Raw genomic sequence first — 18,816 nt, 5'->3', positions numbered from 1 at the left:
CGGTACAAGCCGCGCGGCGCCGGTAGCCCTCGCCAGAGTGACCGGGTCGCCGGGGCAACCGTCAACGTTGACCGAGTACTCACGGTGCGAGCCTGGGCATTGTGACGGGCCTCCACGGACGCTCAGCCCACCCGCCAGTCATCGTTGACCATGACGGCCGTCACCCGCAGATCACGGTCCAGCACAACAAGATTGGCGGCATAGCCCGCCGCCAGCCGGCCCACCCCGGTGAGCCCGAGAGCGCGGGCCGGCGTCGCCGAGGTCACCTGCACCGCGGCGGCCAGCGCCACATCGCCGGCTGAGTCCGACTTCGAGCCGAGCCCAGCCACCGTCCGGAAGAGCTGATCCATGGTGGTGGTGCTGCCCGCCAGCGTCGACGCACCAGCCACCCGTGCCACGCTCGACTCGACCTCGATCGGCATTGTGCCGAGCCGGAACGCGCCATCGCCGCATCCGGCCGCGGCGATCGCGTCGGTGACCACGGCGACCCGATCGGGACCGACGGCTTCGATCACCGCGTGCACCACCGCGGGGTGCACGTGCACGCCGTCGGCGATGATTTCGACGGTCACCCGCGGGTCGCACAGCAACGCCAGCACGGGTCCGGGCGCCCGATGGTCCAGCGGCGGCATCGCGTTGAACAGGTGGGTGCCGACTGTCGCGCCCAGGTCGATGGCGTGTCGGGTCTGTGTGTAGGTCGCATCCGTATGCCCCACGGCGACAACCACTTCGGCGTCACGGAAGCGCCGGATCGCCGCATCGCTTCCGGGCAACTCGGGTGCCAACGTGACCATCCGGACGGCGCCGTCGGCGGCGGCGAGCACCGACTCGATCTCGGCGGGATCCGGGGCACGCATCCGGGTGTGGTCGTGCGCTCCGCACCGCGCTGGGCTCAGCCACGGCCCCTCCAGATGGATGCCCGCGACGACGCCGTCCCGAGTTGCCTCGGCCAAAGCGCCCACGGCGGAGAGCAACTCGGCGGGGCCCGCGGTGACCAGACTGGCCAGCGTGGTAGTGGTGCCGTGCCGCAGGTGAAACTCGGCCGCACGGGCGATGTCTGCGGCGTTGCCGTCGGCGAACGACGCGCCGCCCCCGCCGTGCACATGCATATCGACAAAGCCGGGCACCACGATCGCATCGGGGAATTCCGCGTCGGCCGGCATGGGCGGTGCCCCAGCGCCACCGGAGAGAATCCGACCATCGGCGGTGTGCACCCACCCTGGCCGGCATATCCGGCCGTCGATGACGACGGCGTCGGCGCCGAGCACGGTCACGGTTCGTCCGCCGCCGGTGACCGCTCGGCGGGCCAGCGGCCGCCGTTCTCCCAGAAGTGCCGGATCTCCTCGAGTTTGCGGCCCTTGGTCTCCGGCGCAAAGCGGTACACGACCACGAACGCGACGACGGCGAACGTGCCGAAGACCGCGAAAACGCCTGCGCCGCCGAGCACACGCAGCATGGTGAGCGAGAAGGCGGCAACGATCGCGTTGGCCGTCAGTGTCGAGGTGAGCATCGGGCTCGATCCCATCGACCGCAGCCGGGACGGGAAGCTCTCCGCGGCGTACACCCAGACCAGCGAGCCGAATCCGAAGTTGAACCCGATGATGAACAGCAGCACGCCGGCGAACCCCAACACCAGCCCCGTGCCACCATCGGAGTCGTTGGCGAATACGGTGATCAGCACGGCATCTGCGGTGATCATCGTCGCGATGCCGGACAACAGGATCGGGCGACGGCCCAGCCGATCGACCAGAAACAGCGAGGCACACACCGCCGCCAAGCCGGCGACTTGCACCATCGCGGGCAGGGCAAGCATCGCGAAATAGCCCGCGAAGCCCATGGCGGCGAAAAGTCGCGGACTGTAGTAGATGATCGCGTTGATCCCGGTGATCTGGACGAGGAAGCCGAGCGCGATGACGAACAGCGTGGCCCGCAGATACGGCCGCCGCACCATTTCGCCGATACCGCCGCCGCGTTCGTCGACCGCGGCCGCCATATCGGCCAGCTCGGCATCGATGTCGGCCTCCGGCTGGATCCGCCGCAGCGCGCTACGCGCGTCGGCGATCCGGCCCTTGAGCAGATACCAGCGGGCGGTATCGGGCATGCGCCACAACAACGGCAACAGCAGCGTGGCCGGCGCGGCGGCCAGCCCGAACATCGCGCGCCAGCCGTGCGATCCGGCCAACAGGTAGCCGACCAGGTAACCGACGACGATGCCGCTAAGCGTCGCCAGCTGATACGCGGTCACCAACGACCCACGCACCGCCGCCGGCGCCGACTCGGCCACATACACCGGCACCACCACCACCGACAGGCCGATTGTCACACCCAGCAGCAGACGCGCCACCACCAGCATCGGTACGGACACCGAGGTCGCGCCGAGCAGGGCGAACACTGCGTAGCCGGCGACGATGAGCACCACCGATTTCTTGCGTCCGATCGCGTTGGCGAGGATGCCGCCGCCAAGCGCCCCGGCGATCTGGCCGAGCACCGCCGTGGTGGTCAGCAACTCCTGTTCTCGAGTGGTGAGTTCGAATTCCTCGCTGAGAGACAGCAACGCACCCGCGATGGCGGAAAGGTCGTACCCGTAGAGGACGCCGACGCTGGCGGCGGTGAGCCCGACGAGGAGCGCCCGGCGCCCCGATCTGGTCAGTTGACCGGTACCGGGGCGCTCAGCACGTCCACCACGCGGTCGGGGTCGTCGGGCGCCCCGGCGGGCGTGAACCCCGCGTCCTGGTATAGGGCTGTAGTCATTTCGATGAGGCTGCCACAGCGTCGTCACGCGGTCAACCGCTGGTCAAGCCCCGATTTCGGTGCCGACCAAGGCCGGCTAGGATGCCCGCCCGCAAACGACGCCGAAGGTATCGGGGTAAGCAGCTAGTGCTGCGGCCGGCGGTTCATCGCCCGCGCGACCATGATCAACCCGAACACGATCAGGGCGCCGATGACGGCCACGCCAACCCGCACCGGAAGGGCGTCGGCGGCCGATATCCGCGCCGCGGCCTGGGGGTCGACTCGTTGCCGGTCGGCGGGATTGCGGTCGGTGGACATCAGCGACGGGTCGGGTTCGATCAGTGTCCCGATCTGGGTGCCTGCCGGGGTGTTGAACCCGTAGTCGAGCAGGTGCGCCGCCTGCTCCCACGGCGGGATCGGCTGCCGGGTCCCGTGCAGCAGCACCGTCATCAGCCGCCGGCCGTCGCGGTTGGCCGCGCCCACGAAGGTCTGCCCCGCGTCGTCGGTATAGCCGGTCTTGCCGCCGAGCGCGCCCGGATAGTTGTAGAGCAGCTGGTTGTCGTTCTCCAACTCGTAGCCTGGATGGTCGCCGTGCCCCGGGAAGTCGAAGGTGCGGGTCGCGACGATGTCGGCGAAGACCGGGTTCTGCCACGCGTACCGGTAGAACAGGCCGATGTCATAGGCCGACGTGCTCATGCCGGGCCCGTCCAGTCCGGACGGCGTGGCCACTCGGGTGTCCCGGCCGCCCAGCTTGGCGGCCAGCAGATTGATTTTCTCCAGCGCGGCCGGCATGCCGCCGAGCTGCCTGGCCAGCGCGTACGCAGCGTCGTTGCCGGAGTGCATCAGCAGCCCGTGCAGCAGCTGGTTGACGGTGTAGGTGCCACCGGTGTTCACCCCGACTTTGGTGCCCTCGACCGCCGCGTCGTCGGCGGTTCCGGCGACCGACTTGTTGAGGGTGAGCGTGTTGATGGACGCCATCGCCACCAGCACCTTGATGACGCTGGCCGGGCGGTGCCGGCCGTGCGGATCCCGGGCGGCGATCACCGCGCCGCTGTCCAGGTCCGCCACCAGCCAGGCCTCGGCTGAGACGTCGCCGGGCGCTGGCGCGCTGCCAGGGGCGGTGATGATGCCGCAGCCGCCCAGCGCGTTGCCGCCGACCGGGGTGGGGGGTACCACCAGCGGCAGTGGGGGTTCACCGGCCGCGGGAACCTCCGACGAGTCCACGGCGGGTGGGGTGGACACCTTGTACGGGCACGCCGCCGGTGCGGCATTGGGTTCGCCGGCCGCGGTAGGTAGACCAATTCCGGTGCCTACCGCAAACACGGCTGCTGCCAGGCACGATACCGAACGTAAGAAGGCCATCGTCTGTGCAGAGTAGGTGATCGGCGGCCCGACCGCGAGGAGCCGCGCTGTGACTGGCGGGACGAAAGTTACAGATGAAGATATTTGCGTCCGGTGTCGGTGAGCACGCTGCGCAGGATGGTTTCGATGGTGTCGAACTCGGGCTGTCCGCTAATCAGCGGGGGAGCCACCTGGACGACGGGGTCCCCGCGGTCGTCGGTGCGGCAGTACAGCCCGGCCTCAAAGAGCGCCGCGGATACCTGGCCTAGCAGTCGTGCGCGTTCGTCATCGGTGAAGGTTTGCTTGGTCGCCTGGTCTTTGACCAGTTCGATGCCGAAGAAATACCCCTCGCCGCGGATGTCGCCGACGATGGGCAGGTCGTACAGTTTCTCCAGGGTGGCCCGCAGCGCGGGGGAATTCCGCTTGACGTGATCGCTGAGACCCTCGCGCTCGAAGATGTCGAGGTTGGCCAGGCCGACGGCCGCCGACACCGGATGACCGCCAAACGTGTAGCCGTGTGCGAACATCGTCTCGCCGTCGTTGAACGGTTCGAACAACCGGTCGCTGGCGATCATCGCGCCCAGCGGCGAGTAGCCCGACGTCAGGCCCTTGGCGCAGGTGATCATGTCGGGCACGTAGCCGAGGTCTTCACAGGCGAACATCGACCCGATCCGGCCGAACGCACAGATCACCTCGTCGGAGACCAGCAGCACGTCGTAGCGGTCACAGATCTCGCGGACCCGTTCGAAATAACCCGGCGGCGCCGGGATGCAGCCGCCCGCGTTCTGCACCGGCTCCAAAAACACCGCGGCCACGGTGTCGGGGCCTTCGAACTCGATGGCCTCGGCGATCCGGTCAGCAGCCCATCGCCCGAACTCTTTGAGGTCGGTGTGCAACGGTGCTCGGTAGAAATTGGTGTTGGGCACCCGGAAGCCGCCCGGCGTCAGCGGTTCGAATGGCGCCTTGAACAATGGCAGGCCGGTGATCGCCAGCGCGCCCTGGGTGGTGCCGTGGTAGGCGATCGAGCGTGAAATGACCTTTTGTTTGCCCGGTTTGCCGGTGAGCTTGAAGTACTGCTTGGCCACCTTCCAGGCGGTTTCGACGGCCTCGGTGCCGCCGCTGGTGAAAAACACCCGGTTTAGGTCCCCGGGCGCGTAGCGGGCCAGGCGCTCGGCGAGCTCGATCGCCGGCGGGGTGGCATACCCCCAGAGCGGGAAATACCCCAGCGTGCCGGCTTGCCGCGCGGCCGCCTCGGCGAGTTCGGCCCGGCCGTAACCGACCTGCACCACGAACAGCCCGGACAAGGCGTCCAGATAGCTCTTGCCGCGGTCGTCGAAGATGGTGACGCCGTCGCCGCGGACGATGACCGGGTGTTGGATGCCGGCACCGTGCCGGGCGAAGTGCAACCAAAGGTTTCGTGTCGTCGTGTTGGCGAGCGCAGCGCTAGGCTCGGGCAATGACCTCGATGGAGGTTTCCGAATTCGAGGCACTGCGACAGCATCTCATGTCGGTCGCCTACAGGCTGACCGGCACGGTCGCCGATGCTGAGGACATCGTGCAGGAGGCCTGGCTGCGCTGGGACTCACCGGACACCGTGATCGCCGACCCGCGGGCCTGGCTGACCACCGTGGTGAGCCGGCTGGGTCTGGACAAGTTGAGGTCGGCGGCGCACCGGCGGGAGACCTACACCGGCACCTGGCTGCCCGAACCGGTGGTCACCGGCTTGGACGCGACCGATCCGTTGGCCGCCGTGGTGGCCGCCGAGGACGCCAGGTTCGCGGCCATGGTGGTGCTGGAGCGGCTGCGCCCCGATCAGCGGGTCGCGTTCGTGCTGCACGACGGGTTCGCCGTGCCGTTTGCCGAAGTGGCCGAGGTGCTGGGAACCAGCGAGGCCGCCGCGCGCCAGCTGGCGTCGCGGGCCCGCAAGGCCGTCACGGCGCAGCCCGCCCTGATATCGGGGGATCCGGATCCGGCCCACAACGAGGTGGTCGGCCGGCTGATGGCCGCCATGGCCGCTGGTGACCTGGACACGGTGGTGTCGCTGCTGCATCCCGACGTGACGTTTACCGGCGATTCGAATGGCAAGGCGCCCACAGCGGTACGGGCCGTCCGCGGATCCGACAAGGTGGTCCGGTTCATACTCGGGCTGGTCCAGCGTTACGGCCCGGGGCTCTTCGGCGCGAATCAGCTGGCGCTGGTCAACGGAGAGCTCGGCGCCTACACGGCGGGCTTACCCGGGGTCGACGGGTATCGGGCGATGGCGCCGCGGATCACCGCGATAACCGTGCGCGACGGAAAGGTGTGCGCGCTGTGGGATATCGCCAATCCCGACAAGTTCACCGGCTCTCCGCTGAAGGAACGTCGGGCGCAGCCCACGGGACGCGGCAGGCATCACCGGAATTGAAGCCTTGCTCGGTGATGCCCAGCGCCGAATTCATCCGGGCTCGCATGTTCTCCACGCCGATCTGGTAAGTCAGCTCGATCACGCCGGCCTCGCCGAAGCGGGCCCGCAGGTCGGCCACCTGCTCGTCGGTCACCGAATGCGGGTCTGCGGTCATCGCCTCGGCGTAGGCGATGGCGGCGCGTTCGTCGTCGCTGAATTTCGATGAGGTGGCGTAATTGTCGATGTCCGTGAGCCTGTCCACGTCCAGCCCGTCCAGGCGCTGCAGCATGGCTCCGAAGTCCACGCACCACGAGCAGCCGATGCTGCGGGCGGTCCAAAACACCGCCAGCTCACGGACGCTGGGCGGTAGCTTCCGCGACGCTCGCTGCAGCAGGGCTTCGTGCACCACATTGGCGATCAGCAGCCGCCGATGATGTGCGGTGACCGTGAACGGCTCGGGAACTTCGCCGAAGCGCCGCTTGGCGATCCGATACAGTGCGCGGATCAACAGGCCGGCTCGCTTGGGAGGTAGGGGCTGGATGCGGGTTTTCTGTGTCATATCCGTTAGACGAGGTGGCTCGCCGAGGTGTGACGAGCAATAGCTCCTATGGCAAGCGGCCGCGGGTTGGGTGTGTTCGGAGCTGGGCTGGTGGACGGTGCGCAGGGCCTGGAAGACGGTGCGGGCTAGGCGGCGTTTGAGGCAGCGTAGTGCTGCGCGTTTGGTTTTCCCGGCGTCTTGCAGCCTTTGGTAGTAGGCCTGGCCCCGGCTGTCGGTCATCCGGATTTGGGTCAGTGCGATGCGGTGTAGGGCGGCGTTGAGCTGGCGGTTGCCCGAGCGGCTGAGCCGCATCTGGCCGGCGGTGTTGCCCGACCACACCGGGATGGGAGCCACTGCGGCATGGCAGGCGAAGGCGGCTTCGCTTTTGAACCGGGTCACTCCGGCGGCTTCGCCGACGATTTTGGCTGCAGTCAGCTCCGCGCAGCCAGGGATTTCCAGCAGTGCGGGGGCGACCTGGTGGACTCGGGCGCTGATGCGCTGGGCTAGGGTGTTGATCTCGCCGGTGAGCCGGATGATGTCGGTCAGCTCGGCGCGCGCGAGTTCGGCGACCAATCCTGGCTGGGTGTCCAGCCAGGTCCGCAGGGCCTGCTGGTGCTTGGCGGCATCGAGCGAGCGTGCTGCCGGTGCCCGCTCGGGATCGAGTTCATGGACGAGCCAGCGCAACCGGTTGATCGCCGACGTGCGTTGGGCCACAAGGACATCTCGACGGTCAGTCAACAACTTCAACTCCCGCGACGTCTCGTCGTGGGTGGCCAGGGGTAGGTCGGTTTCACGCAGCACCGCCCGCGCCACCGCCAGCGCATCGATCGGATCCGACTTGCCCCGACTGCGCGCCGACTTGCGGGTCTGGGCCATCAGCTTGGTGGGTACCCGCACCACCTGCTGGCCGGCCGCCAGTAGGTCACGCTCCAGACGCGCCGACATGTTGCGGCAGTCCTCGATGCCCCAGATCAGCTCGAGGCCGAACTGTTCACGGGCCCACATGATGGCTGTGGCGTGCCCGGCCGTGGTGGCCTTGACGGTCTTCTCACCGAGTTGGCGACCCACTTCGTCGGTGGCCACAAAGGTGTGGCTGTACTTGTGCGCATCGGTTCCAACAACAACCATGGTGGTTGCCTCTGAACCGCCCCGGTGAGTCCGGAGACTCTCTGATCTGAGACCTCAGCCGGCGGCTGGTCTCTGGCGTTGAGCGTAGTAGGCAGCCTCGAGTTCGACCGGCGGGACGTCGCCGCAGTACTGGTAGAGGCGGCGATGGTTGAACCAGTCGACCCAGCGCGCGGTGGCCAACTCGACATCCTCGATGGACCGCCAGGGCTTGCCGGGTTTGATCAGCTCGGTCTTGTATAGGCCGTTGATCGTCTCGGCTAGTGCATTGTCATAGGAGCTTCCGACCGCTCCGACCGACGGTTGGATGCCTGCCTCGGCGAGCCGCTCGCTGAACCGGATCGATGTGTACTGAGATCCCCTATCCGTATGGTGGATAACGTCTTTCAGGTCGAGTACGCCTTCTTGTTGGCGGGTCCAGATGGCTTGCTCGATCGCGTCGAGGACCATGGAGGTGGCCATCGTGGAAGCGACCCGCCAGCCCAGGATCCTGCGAGCGTAGGCGTCGGTGACAAAGGCCACGTAGGCGAACCCTGCCCAGGTCGACACATAGGTGAGGTCTGCTACCCACAGCCGGTTAGGTGCTGGTGGTCCGAAGCGGCGCTGGACGAGATCGGCGGGACGGGCTGTGGCCGGATCAGCGATCGTGGTCCTGCGGGCTTTGCCGCGGGTGGTCCCGGACAGGCCGAGTTTGGTCATCAGCCGTTCGACGGTGCATCTGGCCACCTCGATGCCCTCACGGTTCAGGGTTAGCCACACTTTGCGGGCACCGTAAACACCGTAGTTGGCGGCGTGGACGCGGCTGATGTGCTCCTTGAGTTCGCCATCGCGCAGCTCGCGGCGGCTGGGCTCCCGGTTGATGTGGTCGTAGTAGGTCGATGGGGCGATCGGCACACCCAGCTCGGTCAGCTGTGTGCAGATCGACTCGACACCCCACCGCAAACCATCGGGGCCCTCGCGGTGGCCCTGATGATCGGCGATGAACCGGGTAATTAGCGTGCTGGCCGGTCGAGCTCGGCCGCGAAGAAAGCCGACGCGGTCTTTAAAATCGCGTTCGCCCTTCGCAATTCGGCGTTGTCCCGCCGCAAGCGCTTCAGCTCAGCGGATTCTTCGGTCGTGGTCCCGGGCCGTGCGCCGGCATCGACCTGCGCCTGGCGCACCCACTTACGCACCGTCTCCGCGCAGCCAACACCAAGTAGACGGGCGACCTCACTGATCGCTGCCCACTCCGAATCGTGCTGACCGCGGATCTCTGCGACCATCCGCACCGCCCGCTCACGCAGCTCCGGCGGGTACCTCCTCGATGAACCACCTGACATGACCCCATCCTTTCCAAGAACTGGAGTCTCCGGACATGCCGGGGCGGTTCAGTGTCCATAACAAGCGGTCGGTGCGGTTGACTTGTTGGACGCGCCAGATGCACTGTTTGACTCGCGTCGACTTCGACCTCGCCGAGGCTTTCAGCGCAGTGCACGATGAGCAATGCAGCCAGCAGGTGGCACGGTGAACGACCACGATGGGGTGCTTACCCACCTTGATGAACAAGGCGCCGCCCGAATGGTCGATGTGTCGGCGAAGGCGGTGACCTTGCGGCGAGCGCGGGCATCCGGGGCCGTCCTGATGAAACCGTCGACCCTGGACATGATCTGTCACGGCACCGCGGCAAAGGGCGATGTCATAGCGACCGCACGGATAGCCGGCATTATGGCGGCCAAACGGACCGGTGAGCTTATCCCGCTGTGTCACCCGCTGGGGATCGAGGCGGTCACCGTCACGCTCGAGCCGCAGGGCGCGGACCGGCTCTCGATTGCGGCGACGGTGACCACGGTGGCACGTACGGGTGTGGAGATGGAGGCGTTGACCGCCGTTACGGTGACAGCGCTCACGGTTTACGACATGTGCAAAGCAGTCGACCGTGCCATGACGATCACGGATATCAGATTGGACGAAAAAAGCGGTGGCCGATCGGGTCATTACCGGCGGCACGACGCGGACGTCAAACCCAGCGATGGTGGCTCCACCGAGGATGGATGTTGAATGATTACTGTCAATGTGCTCTACTTTGGCGCGGTTCGCGAAGCGTGCAAGGTCGCTCACGAGAAGATCTCACTCGAAAGCGGCACCACCGTCGACGGCTTAGTCGACCAATTGCAAATCGACTATCCGCCACTTGCTGATTTTCGCAAGCGAGTGCGGATGGCCGTTAACGAATCCATAGCGCCAGCATCAACGATTCTCGACGATGGCGACACGGTGGCGTTCATACCGCAGGTTGCCGGGGGCTCCGATGTCTACTGCCGGCTCACCGATGAGCCGCTGAGCGTCGATGAAGTGCTCAACGCGATATCTGGACCTTCCCAGGGCGGCGCCGTCATCTTCGTGGGTACCGTGCGTAACAACAACAACGGCCACGAAGTGACCAAGTTGTACTACGAGGCCTATCCGGCCATGGTGCACCGCACGCTGATGGACATCATCGAAGAGTGTGAACGACAGGCCGACGGTGTGCGAGTTGCCGTGGCACACCGGACCGGTGAATTGCGCATCGGTGATGCGGCGGTTGTCATCGGTGCTTCGGCTCCTCACCGCGCGGCCGCGTTCGACGCCGCTCGCATGTGCATCGAGCGGCTCAAACAGGATGTGCCGATATGGAAGAAGGAGTTCGCACTCGACGGTGTTGAGTGGGTGGCCAATCGGCCATGAGCGTGCAGACGGATCCGGCGCTGCGGGAGCACCCCAACCGCGTCGACTGGAACGCGCGATACGAACGCGCGGGTTCGGCGCACGCGCCGTTTGCCCCGGTGCCTTGGCTCGCCGATGTCCTCAGAGCAGGCGTTCCGGACGGTCCCGTTCTGGAGTTAGCCAGCGGTCGATCGGGTACCGCACTGGCGTTGGCCGCCCACGGCCGCCAGGTCACCGCAATCGATGTGTCCGATGTCGCGCTGCTGCAGCTGGACAGCGAGGCCGTGCGTCGAGGCGTGGCCGATCGGCTCAACCTCGTGCAGGCCGACTTGGGCTGCTGGGAACCCGGCGAGACGCGTTTCGCGCTGGTGCTCAGCAGGCTCTTTTGGGATGCGGCGATATTTCACCGCGCCTGTGAGGCGGTGATGCCAGGCGGCGTATTGGCATGGGAGTCGCTGGCTCTCAGTGGCGCCGAGGCGGGCACAGCCAGCGCGAAGCGACGTGTCAAGCCGGGAGAGCCAGCGTGTCTGCTTCCTGCCGACTTCACCGTTGTACACGAGGGGCAGGGTAACTGCGATTCGGCGCCGTCGCGGATCATGATCGCGCGGCGCTCACCGTTGCCAGGGGCATAGATGGTGGTCGTCGGCCCCTACCTCGCGTGGGAGTGCACCCACGAAGGAGATTCTCAATGCCGCGAGCGCTGGCCATCCTGTAGACGCGTTGCGCCCAGATTGGTGCGATAGCATCTGATGCATGCGCACCACGTTGTCCATCGACGACGATGTATTGCTGGCCGTGAAGGAACGGGCACGCAGGGAGAAGCGCACCGCGGGTGAAATCCTGTCGGATCTGGCCCGGCAAGCGTTAACCAACCAGAATCCCCAGCCTGCGGCGAGCCAGGAGGACGCCTTTCATGGCTTCGAACCCCTGCCTCATCGCGGTGGAGCGGTATCGAACGCGCTGATCGATCGGCTTCGTGACGAGGAGGCCGTGTGATCGATGCGAGCGCTGTTGGACGTCAACGTGCTACTGGCGCTGTTGGACCGCGATCACGTCGACCACGAGCGCGCCCGAGCGTGGATCACCGGGCAGATCGAGCGGGGATGGGCTTCCTGTGCGATCACCCAAAACGGGTTCGTCCGCGTCATCAGCCAACCGCGCTATCCCAGCCCAATCTCGGTAGCCCATGCCATCGACTTGTTGGCTCGTGCGACGCACACGCGCTATCACGAGTTCTGGTCCTGCACCGTCAGCATTCTCGACTCAAAGGTCATCGATCGTTCCCGCCTGCACAGCCCCAAACAGGTCACCGACGCGTACTTGCTGGCCCTCGCGGTCGCTCATGATGGCCGATTTGTCACCTTCGATCAGTCGATTGCGTTGACTGCGGTTCCTGGCGCAACCAAACAGCACCTGGCAACGCTGTAGACCCGGCTGCGCGAGCAGACGCAAAATCGCCCAAAACCACTGGTTTTCGGGCGATTTTGCGTCTGCTCGCGCAAGCCCTCAGCGGGTGAACATCAGCGCGCGCTTGACCTCCTGGATCGCCTTGGTCACCTCAATGCCCCGTGGGCAGGATTCGGTGCAGTTGAACGTGGTGCGGCAGCGCCACACCCCGTCGACCTCGTTGAGGATGTCGAGGCGCTCGGCGGCGGCCTCGTCGCGGCTGTCGAAGATGAAGCGGTGCGCGTTGACGATCGCCGCCGGGCCGAAGTAGCTGCCCTCGTGCCAGAACACCGGGCAGCTGGTGGTGCAGCACGCGCACAGGATGCACTTGGTGGTGTCGTCGTAGCGGGCGCGGTCGGTCGGGCTCTGGATCCGTTCGCGGGTGGGCGGGTTGCCGCTGGTGATCAGGTACGGTTTGATCGCCCGGTAGGCGTCGAAGAACGGCTCCATGTCGACCACCAGGTCCTTTTCCACCGGCAGCCCGCGGATCGGCTCGACCGTGACGGTCAACGATTTGCCCTTCTTCTTCGGCAGCAGGTCACGCATCAGCACCTTGCAGGCCAGCCGGTTCACCCCGTTGATGCGCATGGCATCAGAGCCGCACACCCCATGGGCGCAGGATCGCCGGAAGGTGAGCGTGCCGTCGAGGTAGCCCTTGATGTAGATGAGCAGGTTGAGCAGCCGATCGCTGGGCAAACAGGGCACCCGGAAGCTCTGCCAGCCGCCGGTGGCCGCGAACGCGTCGGGGTCGTCGGGGTTGAACCGGGCGATCTTGACGGTCACCATCACCGCGCCGTCCGGTACCGGCGGTAGGGGCGGATCCAAAGTTTCGACGTCCGGCTCGACGCTCATTAGTACTTCCGTTCCTTGGGTTCGTAACGGGTCTGCACGACGGGTTTGAAATCAAGGCGGACATCGCTGCGCAGCTCGGGGCCCTCCTTATCGGCCCCAATTTCCTTGTAGGCCATGGTGTGTCGCATGTAGTTGACGTCGTCGCGGTTGGGATAGTCCTCGCGGGCGTGACCGCCGCGGGACTCCTTGCGATTCAAAGCGCCGACCACCGTGACCTCGGCCAGCTCCAGTAAAAATCCCAGCTCGATGGCTTCCAGCAGGTCGGTGTTGAAGCGTTTCCCCTTGTCGTGCACCGTGATTCGGGAGTAGCGCTCCTTGAGCGCGTGGATGTCGGTGAGCGCCTGCTTCAGGGTCTCCTCGGTGCGGAACACCGCGGCGTTGTTGTCCATCGACTGCTGCAGCGCCCCGCGAATGTCGGCGACCCGCTCGTTTCCGTGTTCGGACAGGATGTCGCTGACCCAGCCCACCACCATGGCCTCCGGGTTGGGCGGCATGTCGACAAAGTCGTGACCCTGCGCATAACTGGCGGCGGCGATGCCGGCCCGACGACCGAAGACGTTGATATCCAACAGCGAGTTGGTGCCCAGCCGGTTGGCGCCATGCACCGACACGCACGCGCACTCGCCGGCCGCATACAGGCCCGGGACAACGCTGGTGTTGTCCCGCAGCACCTGCCCGGTGACTGTGGTCGGGATGCCGCCCATCAGGTAGTGGCACGTCGGGTAGACCGGCACCAGCTCGGTGACCGGATCCACGCCCAGGTAGGTGCGGGCGAACTCGGTGATGTCGGGCAGCTTGGCCTCGAGCACTTCCTCGCCCAGGTGGCGGACGTCGATGTAGACGTAGTCCTTGAGCGGTCCGGCGCCGCGTCCCTCCAGCACTTCCAGCACCATCGAGCGGGCGACGATGTCGCGGGGCGCTAGGTCGACGATCGTCGGGGCGTAGCGCTCCATGAAACGCTCACCTTCCCCGTTGAGCAGCCGGCCGCCTTCGCCGCGCACCGCTTCGGAGATTAAGATGCCCAGACCGGCCAGGCCGGTAGGGTGAAACTGGTGAAACTCCATGTCCTCCAAGGGAAGTCCCTTGCGGAACACGATGCCGATGCCGTCGCCGGTCAGGGTGTGTGCGTTGGACGTGGTCTTATACATGCGGCCCGAGCCGCCGGTCGCGATCACGACGGCCTTGGCGTGAAAGACATGGATGTCACCGGTCGCTAGCTCGTAGGCGATCACCCCGGTGGCCACCGGGCCCGACGGCGTTTGAGTCAAAGCCAAATCCAGCGCGTAAAACTCGTTGAAGAACTCGACGTCGTGCTTGACGCAGTTCTGATACAGCGTCTGCAGAATCATGTGGCCGGTGCGATCGGCCGCGTAGCAGGCCCGGCGCACCGGGGCCTTGCCGTGGTCGCGGGTGTGCCCGCCGAAGCGGCGCTGGTCGATGCGGCCCTCGGGGGTGCGGTTGAACGGCATCCCCATCTTCTCCAGGTCGAGCACCGCGTCGATGGCTTCCTTGCACATGATCTCCACGGCGTCCTGGTCGGCGAGATAGTCGCCGCCCTTGACGGTGTCGAACGTGTGCCACTCCCAGTTGTCGTCCTCGACGTTGGCCAGCGCGGCGCACATGCCGCCCTGGGCCGCGCCGGTGTGGCTGCGGGTGGGATACAGCTTGGTCAGCACCGCGGTACGCACCCGCGGACCCGCCTCGACCGCGGCGCGCATCCCGGCACCGCCCGCGCCGACGATCACCACGTCGTATCGGTGTTGGCAGATCAACGCCGCCGCCGACGATGCAGTGGGGGCACCCCCAGCCGCGAAGCGACGAGGGGGCCGCAGCGATGAGGTGGGGGTACCGCCCGCTTGCGGGGGAGAGGTGGCGTGATCATGTGCTCCTTCCGGGCCTTTCAGGAGATGTTCGGGTCGAATGTCACTATCACGTAGGTTCCCAGCATCAGGGTGAACAGCATGGACAACACCAGCAACGAGTTCAGCCAGAATCGGGTGGTGTCTTTGCGGCTGTAGTCGTCAATGATGGTGCGCAGACCGTTGCCGCCGTGCAGCTGCGCCAGCCACAACAACAGCAGATCCCAGGTCTGCCAGAACGGCGACGCCCAGCGTTGGGCAACGAAGTTGAAGTCCAGGCGATACACGCCGTTGTCCCACATCAGCATGATGAACACGTGCCCGATCGCCAGGAACACCAACACAACACCGGAAAACCGCATGAACAGCCAGGCGAATTTCTCGAAGTTGGGCATGCCGGCACGCCGCCGTGGTGATCGTGGGTTGTCCAGGCTGGCTGGACGGTCATGGCTGCGCTGTCTGACCGGGGCGCTCATCGGAAGTGCTCCCACATGTGGATGCCCACCACCACGCCTGCCGGAACCATCAGCAAGAGGAAGACGCTGCCGATGATCCACAACATCAGCCGCTGATAGCGCGGGCCTTCCGACCAGAAATCGATCAAGATGACCCGAATCCCGTTCAGTGCGTGAAAAAGGACCGCGGCGACTAGGCCGTACTCCATCAGGCCGACGATCGGGGTCTTGTAGGTCGCCAGCACCGCGTTGTAGGTCTGCGGGCTCACCCGCAGCATGGCGGCGTCCAGGACATGGACAAACAGGAAGAAGAAAATCGTCGCGCCGCTGATGCGATGGCATACCCACGACCACATACCGGGATCTCCCCGATACAGGGTCCGAGGTGGCCGCCGCCCGCGCGAGACGGTTGTCGCCGTTGTATTCACCGCTGGCAAACCCCTTAAAAGCACTATCGAACAGCTAGAGCCGGGCAATCGAGCTTAACTTGGCCAGGTTGCCCGCGGTGTCGAACAGTCCGATCGGGATCGTGTGTGGATCCGGGGTTAGGCTGGCTTTTCTTAGTCGGCCCATCGACGAGCGGGGTTGCCGAATGCCTGATGTCGATTGGAATATGCTGCGGGGCAATGCAACCCAGGCAGCAGCCGGAGCCTATGTGCCGTATTCGCGGTTTGCGGTGGGTGCGGCCGCACTGGTCGACGATGGTCGCGTGGTGACCGGATGCAACGTGGAAAACGTCTCGTATGGCTTGACTTTGTGCGCCGAATGTGCGGTGGTGTGCGCCCTGCATTCGACCGGCGGCGGCCGGCTGCTCGCGCTGGCCTGCGTCGACGGCCATGGATCCGTGCTGATGCCGTGCGGGCGATGCCGTCAGGTGCTGCTCGAACACGGGGGTTCCGAGCTACTGATCGACCATCCGGTGCGACCCCGCCGGCTCGGCGACCTGCTGCCCGACGCCTTCGGCCTCGACGACCTCCCCCGGGAACGCCGGTGACCGACTTCGCATTCGACGCCCCGACCGTCATCCGCACCAAACGTGACGGCGGCCGGTTGTCCGACGCCGCCATCGACTGGGTCGTCAAGGCCTATACCGACGGCCGGGTCGCCGACGAACAGATGTCGGCGCTGCTGATGGCGATCGTTTGGCGGGGCATGGACCGCGGCGAGATCGCCAGATGGACGGCGGCCATGCTGGCCTCGGGTGCCCGGCTGGATTTCACCGATCTGCCACTAGCGACCGTGGACAAGCATTCCACCGGCGGGGTAGGTGACAAAATCACGCTGCCATTGGTGCCCGTCGTCGCCGCCTGCGGTGGCGCAGTGCCCCAGGCGTCGGGCCGCGGACTCGGCCACACCGGCGGCACCCTGGACAAGCTGGAATCCATCACCGGGTTCACCGCGAATCTGTCCAACCAGCGGGTGCGCGAGCAGCTTTGCGACGTCGGCGCCGCGATCTTCGCCGCCGGCCAGCTGGCGCCAGCCGATGCCAAGCTGTATGCGCTGCGCGACATTACCGGCACCGTCGAATCGCTGCCGTTGATCGCCAGTTCGATTATGAGCAAGAAGCTGGCTGAGGGTGCGGGTGCACTGGTGCTCGACGTCAAGGTTGGTTCCGGGGCCTTCATGAGGTCGCCAGTGCAGGCGCGCGAACTTGCGCACACCATGGTCGAACTGGGCGCGGCGCATGGCGTGCCCACCCGTGCCCTGCTGACGGAGATGAACTGCCCGCTGGGTCGAACCGTCGGCAATGCGCTCGAGGTGGCCGAGGCGCTGGAGGTGCTGGCCGGCGGCGGACCGCCCGACGTGGTGGAGCTGACGTTGCGGCTGGCCGGCGAGATGCTCGAGCTTGCCGGGATCCACGGCCGGGACCCGGCCCAGACGCTGCGGGACGGCACCGCAATGGACCGGTTTCGCCGGTTGGTTGCCGCGCAGGGAGGTGACTTGTCGAAACCGTTGCCGATCGGTTCGCATTCGGAAACCGTCACGGCGGGCGCGAGCGGCACAATGGGCGACATCGATGCGATGGCAGTGGGGTTAGCGGCATGGCGACTCGGTGCGGGCAGGTCCCGCCCGGGCGCACGCGTACAGCACGGTGCGGGGGTGCGGATTCATCGCCGCCCGGGGGAGCCGGTTGTGGTCGGTGAGCCGTTGTTCACCCTCTACACGAATGCTCCCGAGCGCTTTGGTGCGGCGCGAGCCGAGCTGGCCGGCGGTTGGAGTATCCGGGACAGTCCGCCGCAGGTGCGGCCGCTAATCGTCGATCGGATCGTCTGATGACCGCTGCGCCGACCCTGCAGACGATCAGGCTAGCCCCCAAGGCGTTGCTGCACGATCACCTCGACGGCGGGCTGCGGCCGGCCACCGTGCTGGACATTGCCGGGCAGGTCGGATACGACGACCTGCCGGCAACTGACGTCGACGCGCTGGCAAGTTGGTTTCGCACCCAGTCGCACAGCGGCTCGCTGGAGCGCTACCTGGAACCGTTTTCGCACACGGTGGCGGTGATGCAGACTCCCGAGGCCTTGTATCGGGTCGCCTTCGAATGCGCGCAAGACCTGGCCGCCGATTCGGTGGTCTATGCCGAGGTGCGGTTCGCGCCGGAGCTGCACATCAGCTGCGGGCTGTCGTTCGACGACGTCGTCGACACCGTTCTGACGGGCTTCGCCGCCGGCGAGAAGGCGTGTGCCGCCGATGGTCAACCCATCACCGTCCGCTGTCTGGTCACCGCGATGCGGCACGCCGCAATGTCCCGGGAGATCGCAGAGTTGGCGATCCGGTTCCGGGACAAGGGAGTTGTCGGATTCGACATCGCCGGCGCGGAGGCCGGCCACCCGCCAACCCGGCACTTGGATGCATTCGAGTACATGCGTGATCACAACGCGCGCTTCACGATTCATGCCGGTGAGGCGTTCGGGTTGCCGTCCATCCACGAGGCGATCGCCTTCTGCGGTGCCGACCGGCTGGGTCACGGGGTGCGGATCGTCGACGACATCGACGTGGATGCCGACGGCGGTTTCCAGTTGGGTCGGCTGGCAGCTATCCTGCGGGACAAGCGAATTCCGCTGGAGCTGTGCCCCAGCTCCAACGTGCAGACCGGCGCGGTCGCAAGCATCGCCGAGCATCCGTTCGACCTACTGGCTCGGGCCCGGTTCCGGGTGACCGTCAATACCGACAACCGGCTGATGAGCGACACCTCGATGAGCCTCGAAATGCATCGTTTGGTAGAGGCTTTCGGTTATGGCTGGAGCGACCTGGCGCGCTTCACCGTCAATGCGATGAAATCCGCGTTCATTCCGTTCGACCAGCGGCTGGCGATAATCGACGAAGTGATCAAGCCGCGGTTCGCGGCGCTCATGGGTCACAGCGAGTAATCAGCAAGTTCTCTGGTATATCGCACCTAGCGTC

18 protein-coding genes, 1 pseudogene and 7 other annotated features are annotated in these 18,816 nt (G+C 66.1%); of the genes and pseudogenes, 10 read left to right on the top strand and 9 right to left on the bottom strand.

What is annotated here, in order from left to right:
• Nucleotides 1–122: 122 nt before the first annotated feature.
• From nagA to Rv3329, 4 genes are all read right to left on the bottom strand, one after another.
• The gene (nagA, locus tag Rv3332) at nucleotides 123–1,274 is read right to left on the bottom strand and encodes an N-acetylglucosamine-6-phosphate deacetylase NagA (protein ID NP_217849.1); all 1,152 of its coding nucleotides are present in this window, start codon (nucleotides 1,272–1,274) and stop codon (nucleotides 123–125) included.
• Nucleotides 1,271–2,779 carry a sugar-transport integral membrane protein SugI gene (gene sugI, locus Rv3331; RefSeq protein NP_217848.1) on the bottom strand — a complete coding sequence of 503 codons (1,509 nt, stop codon included), beginning with the start codon at nucleotides 2,777–2,779 and terminating at the stop codon, nucleotides 1,271–1,273. The genes nagA and sugI overlap by 4 nt, the downstream gene beginning before the upstream one ends.
• A 95-nt stretch (nucleotides 2,780–2,874) precedes the next feature.
• On the bottom strand, nucleotides 2,875–4,092 hold the full coding sequence (dacB1, locus tag Rv3330; protein ID NP_217847.1) for a penicillin-binding protein DacB: 1,218 nt from the start codon (nucleotides 4,090–4,092) through the stop codon (nucleotides 2,875–2,877).
• A 68-nt stretch (nucleotides 4,093–4,160) separates the two neighbouring features.
• A complete protein-coding gene (locus Rv3329) occupies nucleotides 4,161–5,477 on the bottom strand; it encodes an aminotransferase (RefSeq protein NP_217846.3) in 1,317 nt (438 codons plus the stop codon).
• Nucleotides 5,478–5,536: 59 nt separating this feature from the next.
• Between Rv3329 and sigJ the strand changes: the two genes are divergently transcribed.
• On the top strand, nucleotides 5,537–6,475 hold the full coding sequence (gene sigJ, locus Rv3328c; protein ID NP_217845.1) for an ECF RNA polymerase sigma factor SigJ: 939 nt from the start codon (nucleotides 5,537–5,539) through the stop codon (nucleotides 6,473–6,475).
• Here the strand turns inward: sigJ and Rv3327 are convergent.
• A complete protein-coding gene (locus Rv3327; protein ID NP_217844.1) occupies nucleotides 6,408–8,120 on the bottom strand; it encodes a transposase fusion protein in 1,713 nt (570 codons plus the stop codon). The genes sigJ and Rv3327 overlap by 68 nt on opposite strands.
• Nucleotides 7,047–8,132, bottom strand: a mobile genetic element (IS1547-2, len: 1086 nt. Region corresponding to Insertion sequence IS1547, positions 1982 3067 in EM_NEW:MTY13470.). Its footprint overlaps the gene before it by 1,074 nt.
• Nucleotides 8,133–8,160: a repeat region (28 bp inverted repeat at right end of IS6110,TGAACCGCCCCGGTGAGTCCGGAGACTC), on the top strand. It abuts the feature before it with no gap.
• Nucleotides 8,133–9,487 (bottom strand) — a mobile genetic element (IS6110-14, len: 1355 nt. Insertion sequence IS6110.). Its footprint overlaps the feature before it by 28 nt.
• Nucleotides 8,175–9,436 (bottom strand) — a sequence feature (similar to insertion sequence element IS986/IS6110 transposase; Probable transposase for insertion element IS6110. Identical to many other M. tuberculosis IS6110 transposase subunits. The transposase described here may be made by a frame shifting mechanism during translation,the sequence UUUUAAAG maybe responsible for such a frameshifting event (see McAdam et al., 1990).). It overlaps the preceding feature by 1,262 nt.
• Nucleotides 9,460–9,487 (bottom strand) — a repeat region (28 bp inverted repeat at left end of IS6110,TGAACCGCCCCGGCATGTCCGGAGACTC).
• A gap of 2 nt (nucleotides 9,488–9,489) precedes the next feature.
• Nucleotides 9,490–9,624: a sequence feature (Probable pseudogene moaB3,fragment of pterin-4-alpha-carbinolamine dehydratase,equivalent to C-terminus of MT3426|Q8VJ32 pterin-4-alpha-carbinolamine dehydratase from Mycobacterium tuberculosis strain CDC1551), on the top strand.
• On the opposite strand from Rv3327, the pseudogene Rv3324A reads away from it, so the two are divergent.
• From Rv3324A to vapC44, 6 genes and pseudogenes are all read left to right on the top strand, one after another.
• Nucleotides 9,490–9,624, top strand: a pseudogene (locus Rv3324A). It overlaps the preceding feature by 135 nt.
• Complete coding sequence (gene moaC3 / locus Rv3324c; RefSeq protein ID NP_217841.3) at nucleotides 9,621–10,154, top strand: cyclic pyranopterin monophosphate synthase accessory protein; 534 nt, start codon at nucleotides 9,621–9,623, stop codon at nucleotides 10,152–10,154. The pseudogene Rv3324A and the gene moaC3 overlap by 4 nt, the downstream one beginning before the upstream one ends.
• Complete coding sequence (moaX, locus tag Rv3323c; RefSeq protein ID YP_177959.1) at nucleotides 10,155–10,820, top strand: MoaD-MoaE fusion protein MoaX; 666 nt, start codon at nucleotides 10,155–10,157, stop codon at nucleotides 10,818–10,820.
• Nucleotides 10,817–11,431: a methyltransferase gene (locus tag Rv3322c; RefSeq protein ID YP_177958.1), complete on the top strand. Its 615-nt coding sequence runs from the start codon at nucleotides 10,817–10,819 to the stop codon at nucleotides 11,429–11,431. Before moaX ends, Rv3322c begins: the two co-directional genes overlap by 4 nt.
• A gap of 121 nt (nucleotides 11,432–11,552) precedes the next feature.
• Entirely contained in the window at nucleotides 11,553–11,795 is a 243-nt protein-coding gene (vapB44, locus tag Rv3321c; RefSeq protein NP_217838.1) for an antitoxin VapB44, read from the top strand.
• Nucleotides 11,796–11,798: 3 nt separating this feature from the next.
• Entirely contained in the window at nucleotides 11,799–12,227 is a 429-nt protein-coding gene (gene vapC44, locus Rv3320c; RefSeq protein ID NP_217837.1) for a ribonuclease VapC44, read from the top strand.
• Nucleotides 12,228–12,305: 78 nt separating this feature from the next.
• On the opposite strand, the gene sdhB is transcribed toward vapC44, so the two are convergent.
• The 4 genes from sdhB to sdhC all read right to left on the bottom strand — a co-directional run bounded on the left by sdhB (nucleotide 12,306) and on the right by sdhC (nucleotide 15,767).
• On the bottom strand, nucleotides 12,306–13,097 hold the full coding sequence (sdhB, locus tag Rv3319) for a succinate dehydrogenase iron-sulphur protein subunit (RefSeq protein NP_217836.1): 792 nt from the start codon (nucleotides 13,095–13,097) through the stop codon (nucleotides 12,306–12,308).
• Entirely contained in the window at nucleotides 13,097–14,869 is a 1,773-nt protein-coding gene (gene sdhA, locus Rv3318; protein NP_217835.1) for a succinate dehydrogenase flavoprotein subunit, read from the bottom strand. The genes sdhB and sdhA overlap by 1 nt, the downstream gene beginning before the upstream one ends.
• Nucleotides 14,865–14,974: a repeat region (110 bp Mycobacterial Interspersed Repetitive Unit,Class III), on the top strand. Its footprint overlaps the gene before it by 5 nt.
• Before the next feature lie 23 nt (nucleotides 14,975–14,997).
• Nucleotides 14,998–15,432, bottom strand: a complete 435-nt coding sequence (gene sdhD / locus Rv3317) for a succinate dehydrogenase hydrophobic membrane anchor subunit (RefSeq protein ID NP_217834.1) — start codon at nucleotides 15,430–15,432, stop codon at nucleotides 14,998–15,000.
• Nucleotides 15,429–15,767 (bottom strand): succinate dehydrogenase cytochrome B-556 subunit, encoded by a 339-nt coding sequence (gene sdhC, locus Rv3316; protein NP_217833.1) that lies wholly within the window; start codon nucleotides 15,765–15,767, stop codon nucleotides 15,429–15,431. Before sdhC ends, sdhD begins: the two co-directional genes overlap by 4 nt.
• 236 nt (nucleotides 15,768–16,003) lie before the next feature.
• Here sdhC and cdd point away from each other — a divergent pair, with 236 nt between their 5' ends.
• From cdd to add, 3 genes are read left to right on the top strand one after another with little or no spacing between them, the layout of a single operon-like run.
• On the top strand, nucleotides 16,004–16,405 hold the full coding sequence (gene cdd / locus Rv3315c; protein ID NP_217832.1) for a cytidine deaminase: 402 nt from the start codon (nucleotides 16,004–16,006) through the stop codon (nucleotides 16,403–16,405).
• Nucleotides 16,402–17,685, top strand: a complete 1,284-nt coding sequence (gene deoA, locus Rv3314c) for a thymidine phosphorylase (protein NP_217831.1) — start codon at nucleotides 16,402–16,404, stop codon at nucleotides 17,683–17,685. The genes cdd and deoA overlap by 4 nt, the downstream gene beginning before the upstream one ends.
• Entirely contained in the window at nucleotides 17,685–18,782 is a 1,098-nt protein-coding gene (gene add / locus Rv3313c; protein ID NP_217830.1) for an adenosine deaminase, read from the top strand. Before deoA ends, add begins: the two co-directional genes overlap by 1 nt.
• Nucleotides 18,783–18,816 lie beyond the last annotated feature (34 nt).

It is taken from the genome of Mycobacterium tuberculosis H37Rv (genome assembly GCF_000195955.2).
GTDB classification, from domain to species: domain Bacteria; phylum Actinomycetota; class Actinomycetes; order Mycobacteriales; family Mycobacteriaceae; genus Mycobacterium; species Mycobacterium tuberculosis.
This window is presented reverse-complemented; position numbering and strand designations above follow the sequence as displayed.

What these genes read in the sequence shown, in the direction of transcription:
- sdhC (NP_217833.1), bottom strand. Translation starts at nt 15,767, where the DNA reads ATGTGGTCGTGGGTATGCCATCGCATCAGCGGCGCGACGATTTTCTTC.
- dacB1 (NP_217847.1), bottom strand. Translation starts at nt 4,092, where the DNA reads ATGGCCTTCTTACGTTCGGTATCGTGCCTGGCAGCAGCCGTGTTTGCG.
- Rv3327 (NP_217844.1), bottom strand. Translation starts at nt 8,120, where the DNA reads ATGGTTGTTGTTGGAACCGATGCGCACAAGTACAGCCACACCTTTGTG.
- vapC44 (NP_217837.1), top strand. Translation starts at nt 11,799, where the DNA reads ATGCGAGCGCTGTTGGACGTCAACGTGCTACTGGCGCTGTTGGACCGC.
- moaX (YP_177959.1), top strand. Translation starts at nt 10,155, where the DNA reads ATGATTACTGTCAATGTGCTCTACTTTGGCGCGGTTCGCGAAGCGTGC.
- sdhB (NP_217836.1), bottom strand. Translation starts at nt 13,097, where the DNA reads ATGAGCGTCGAGCCGGACGTCGAAACTTTGGATCCGCCCCTACCGCCG.
- sigJ (NP_217845.1), top strand. Translation starts at nt 5,537, where the DNA reads ATGGAGGTTTCCGAATTCGAGGCACTGCGACAGCATCTCATGTCGGTC.
- vapB44 (NP_217838.1), top strand. Translation starts at nt 11,553, where the DNA reads ATGCGCACCACGTTGTCCATCGACGACGATGTATTGCTGGCCGTGAAG.
- add (NP_217830.1), top strand. Translation starts at nt 17,685, where the DNA reads ATGACCGCTGCGCCGACCCTGCAGACGATCAGGCTAGCCCCCAAGGCG.
- Rv3322c (YP_177958.1), top strand. Translation starts at nt 10,817, where the DNA reads ATGAGCGTGCAGACGGATCCGGCGCTGCGGGAGCACCCCAACCGCGTC.
- sdhD (NP_217834.1), bottom strand. Translation starts at nt 15,432, where the DNA reads ATGAGCGCCCCGGTCAGACAGCGCAGCCATGACCGTCCAGCCAGCCTG.
- cdd (NP_217832.1), top strand. Translation starts at nt 16,004, where the DNA reads ATGCCTGATGTCGATTGGAATATGCTGCGGGGCAATGCAACCCAGGCA.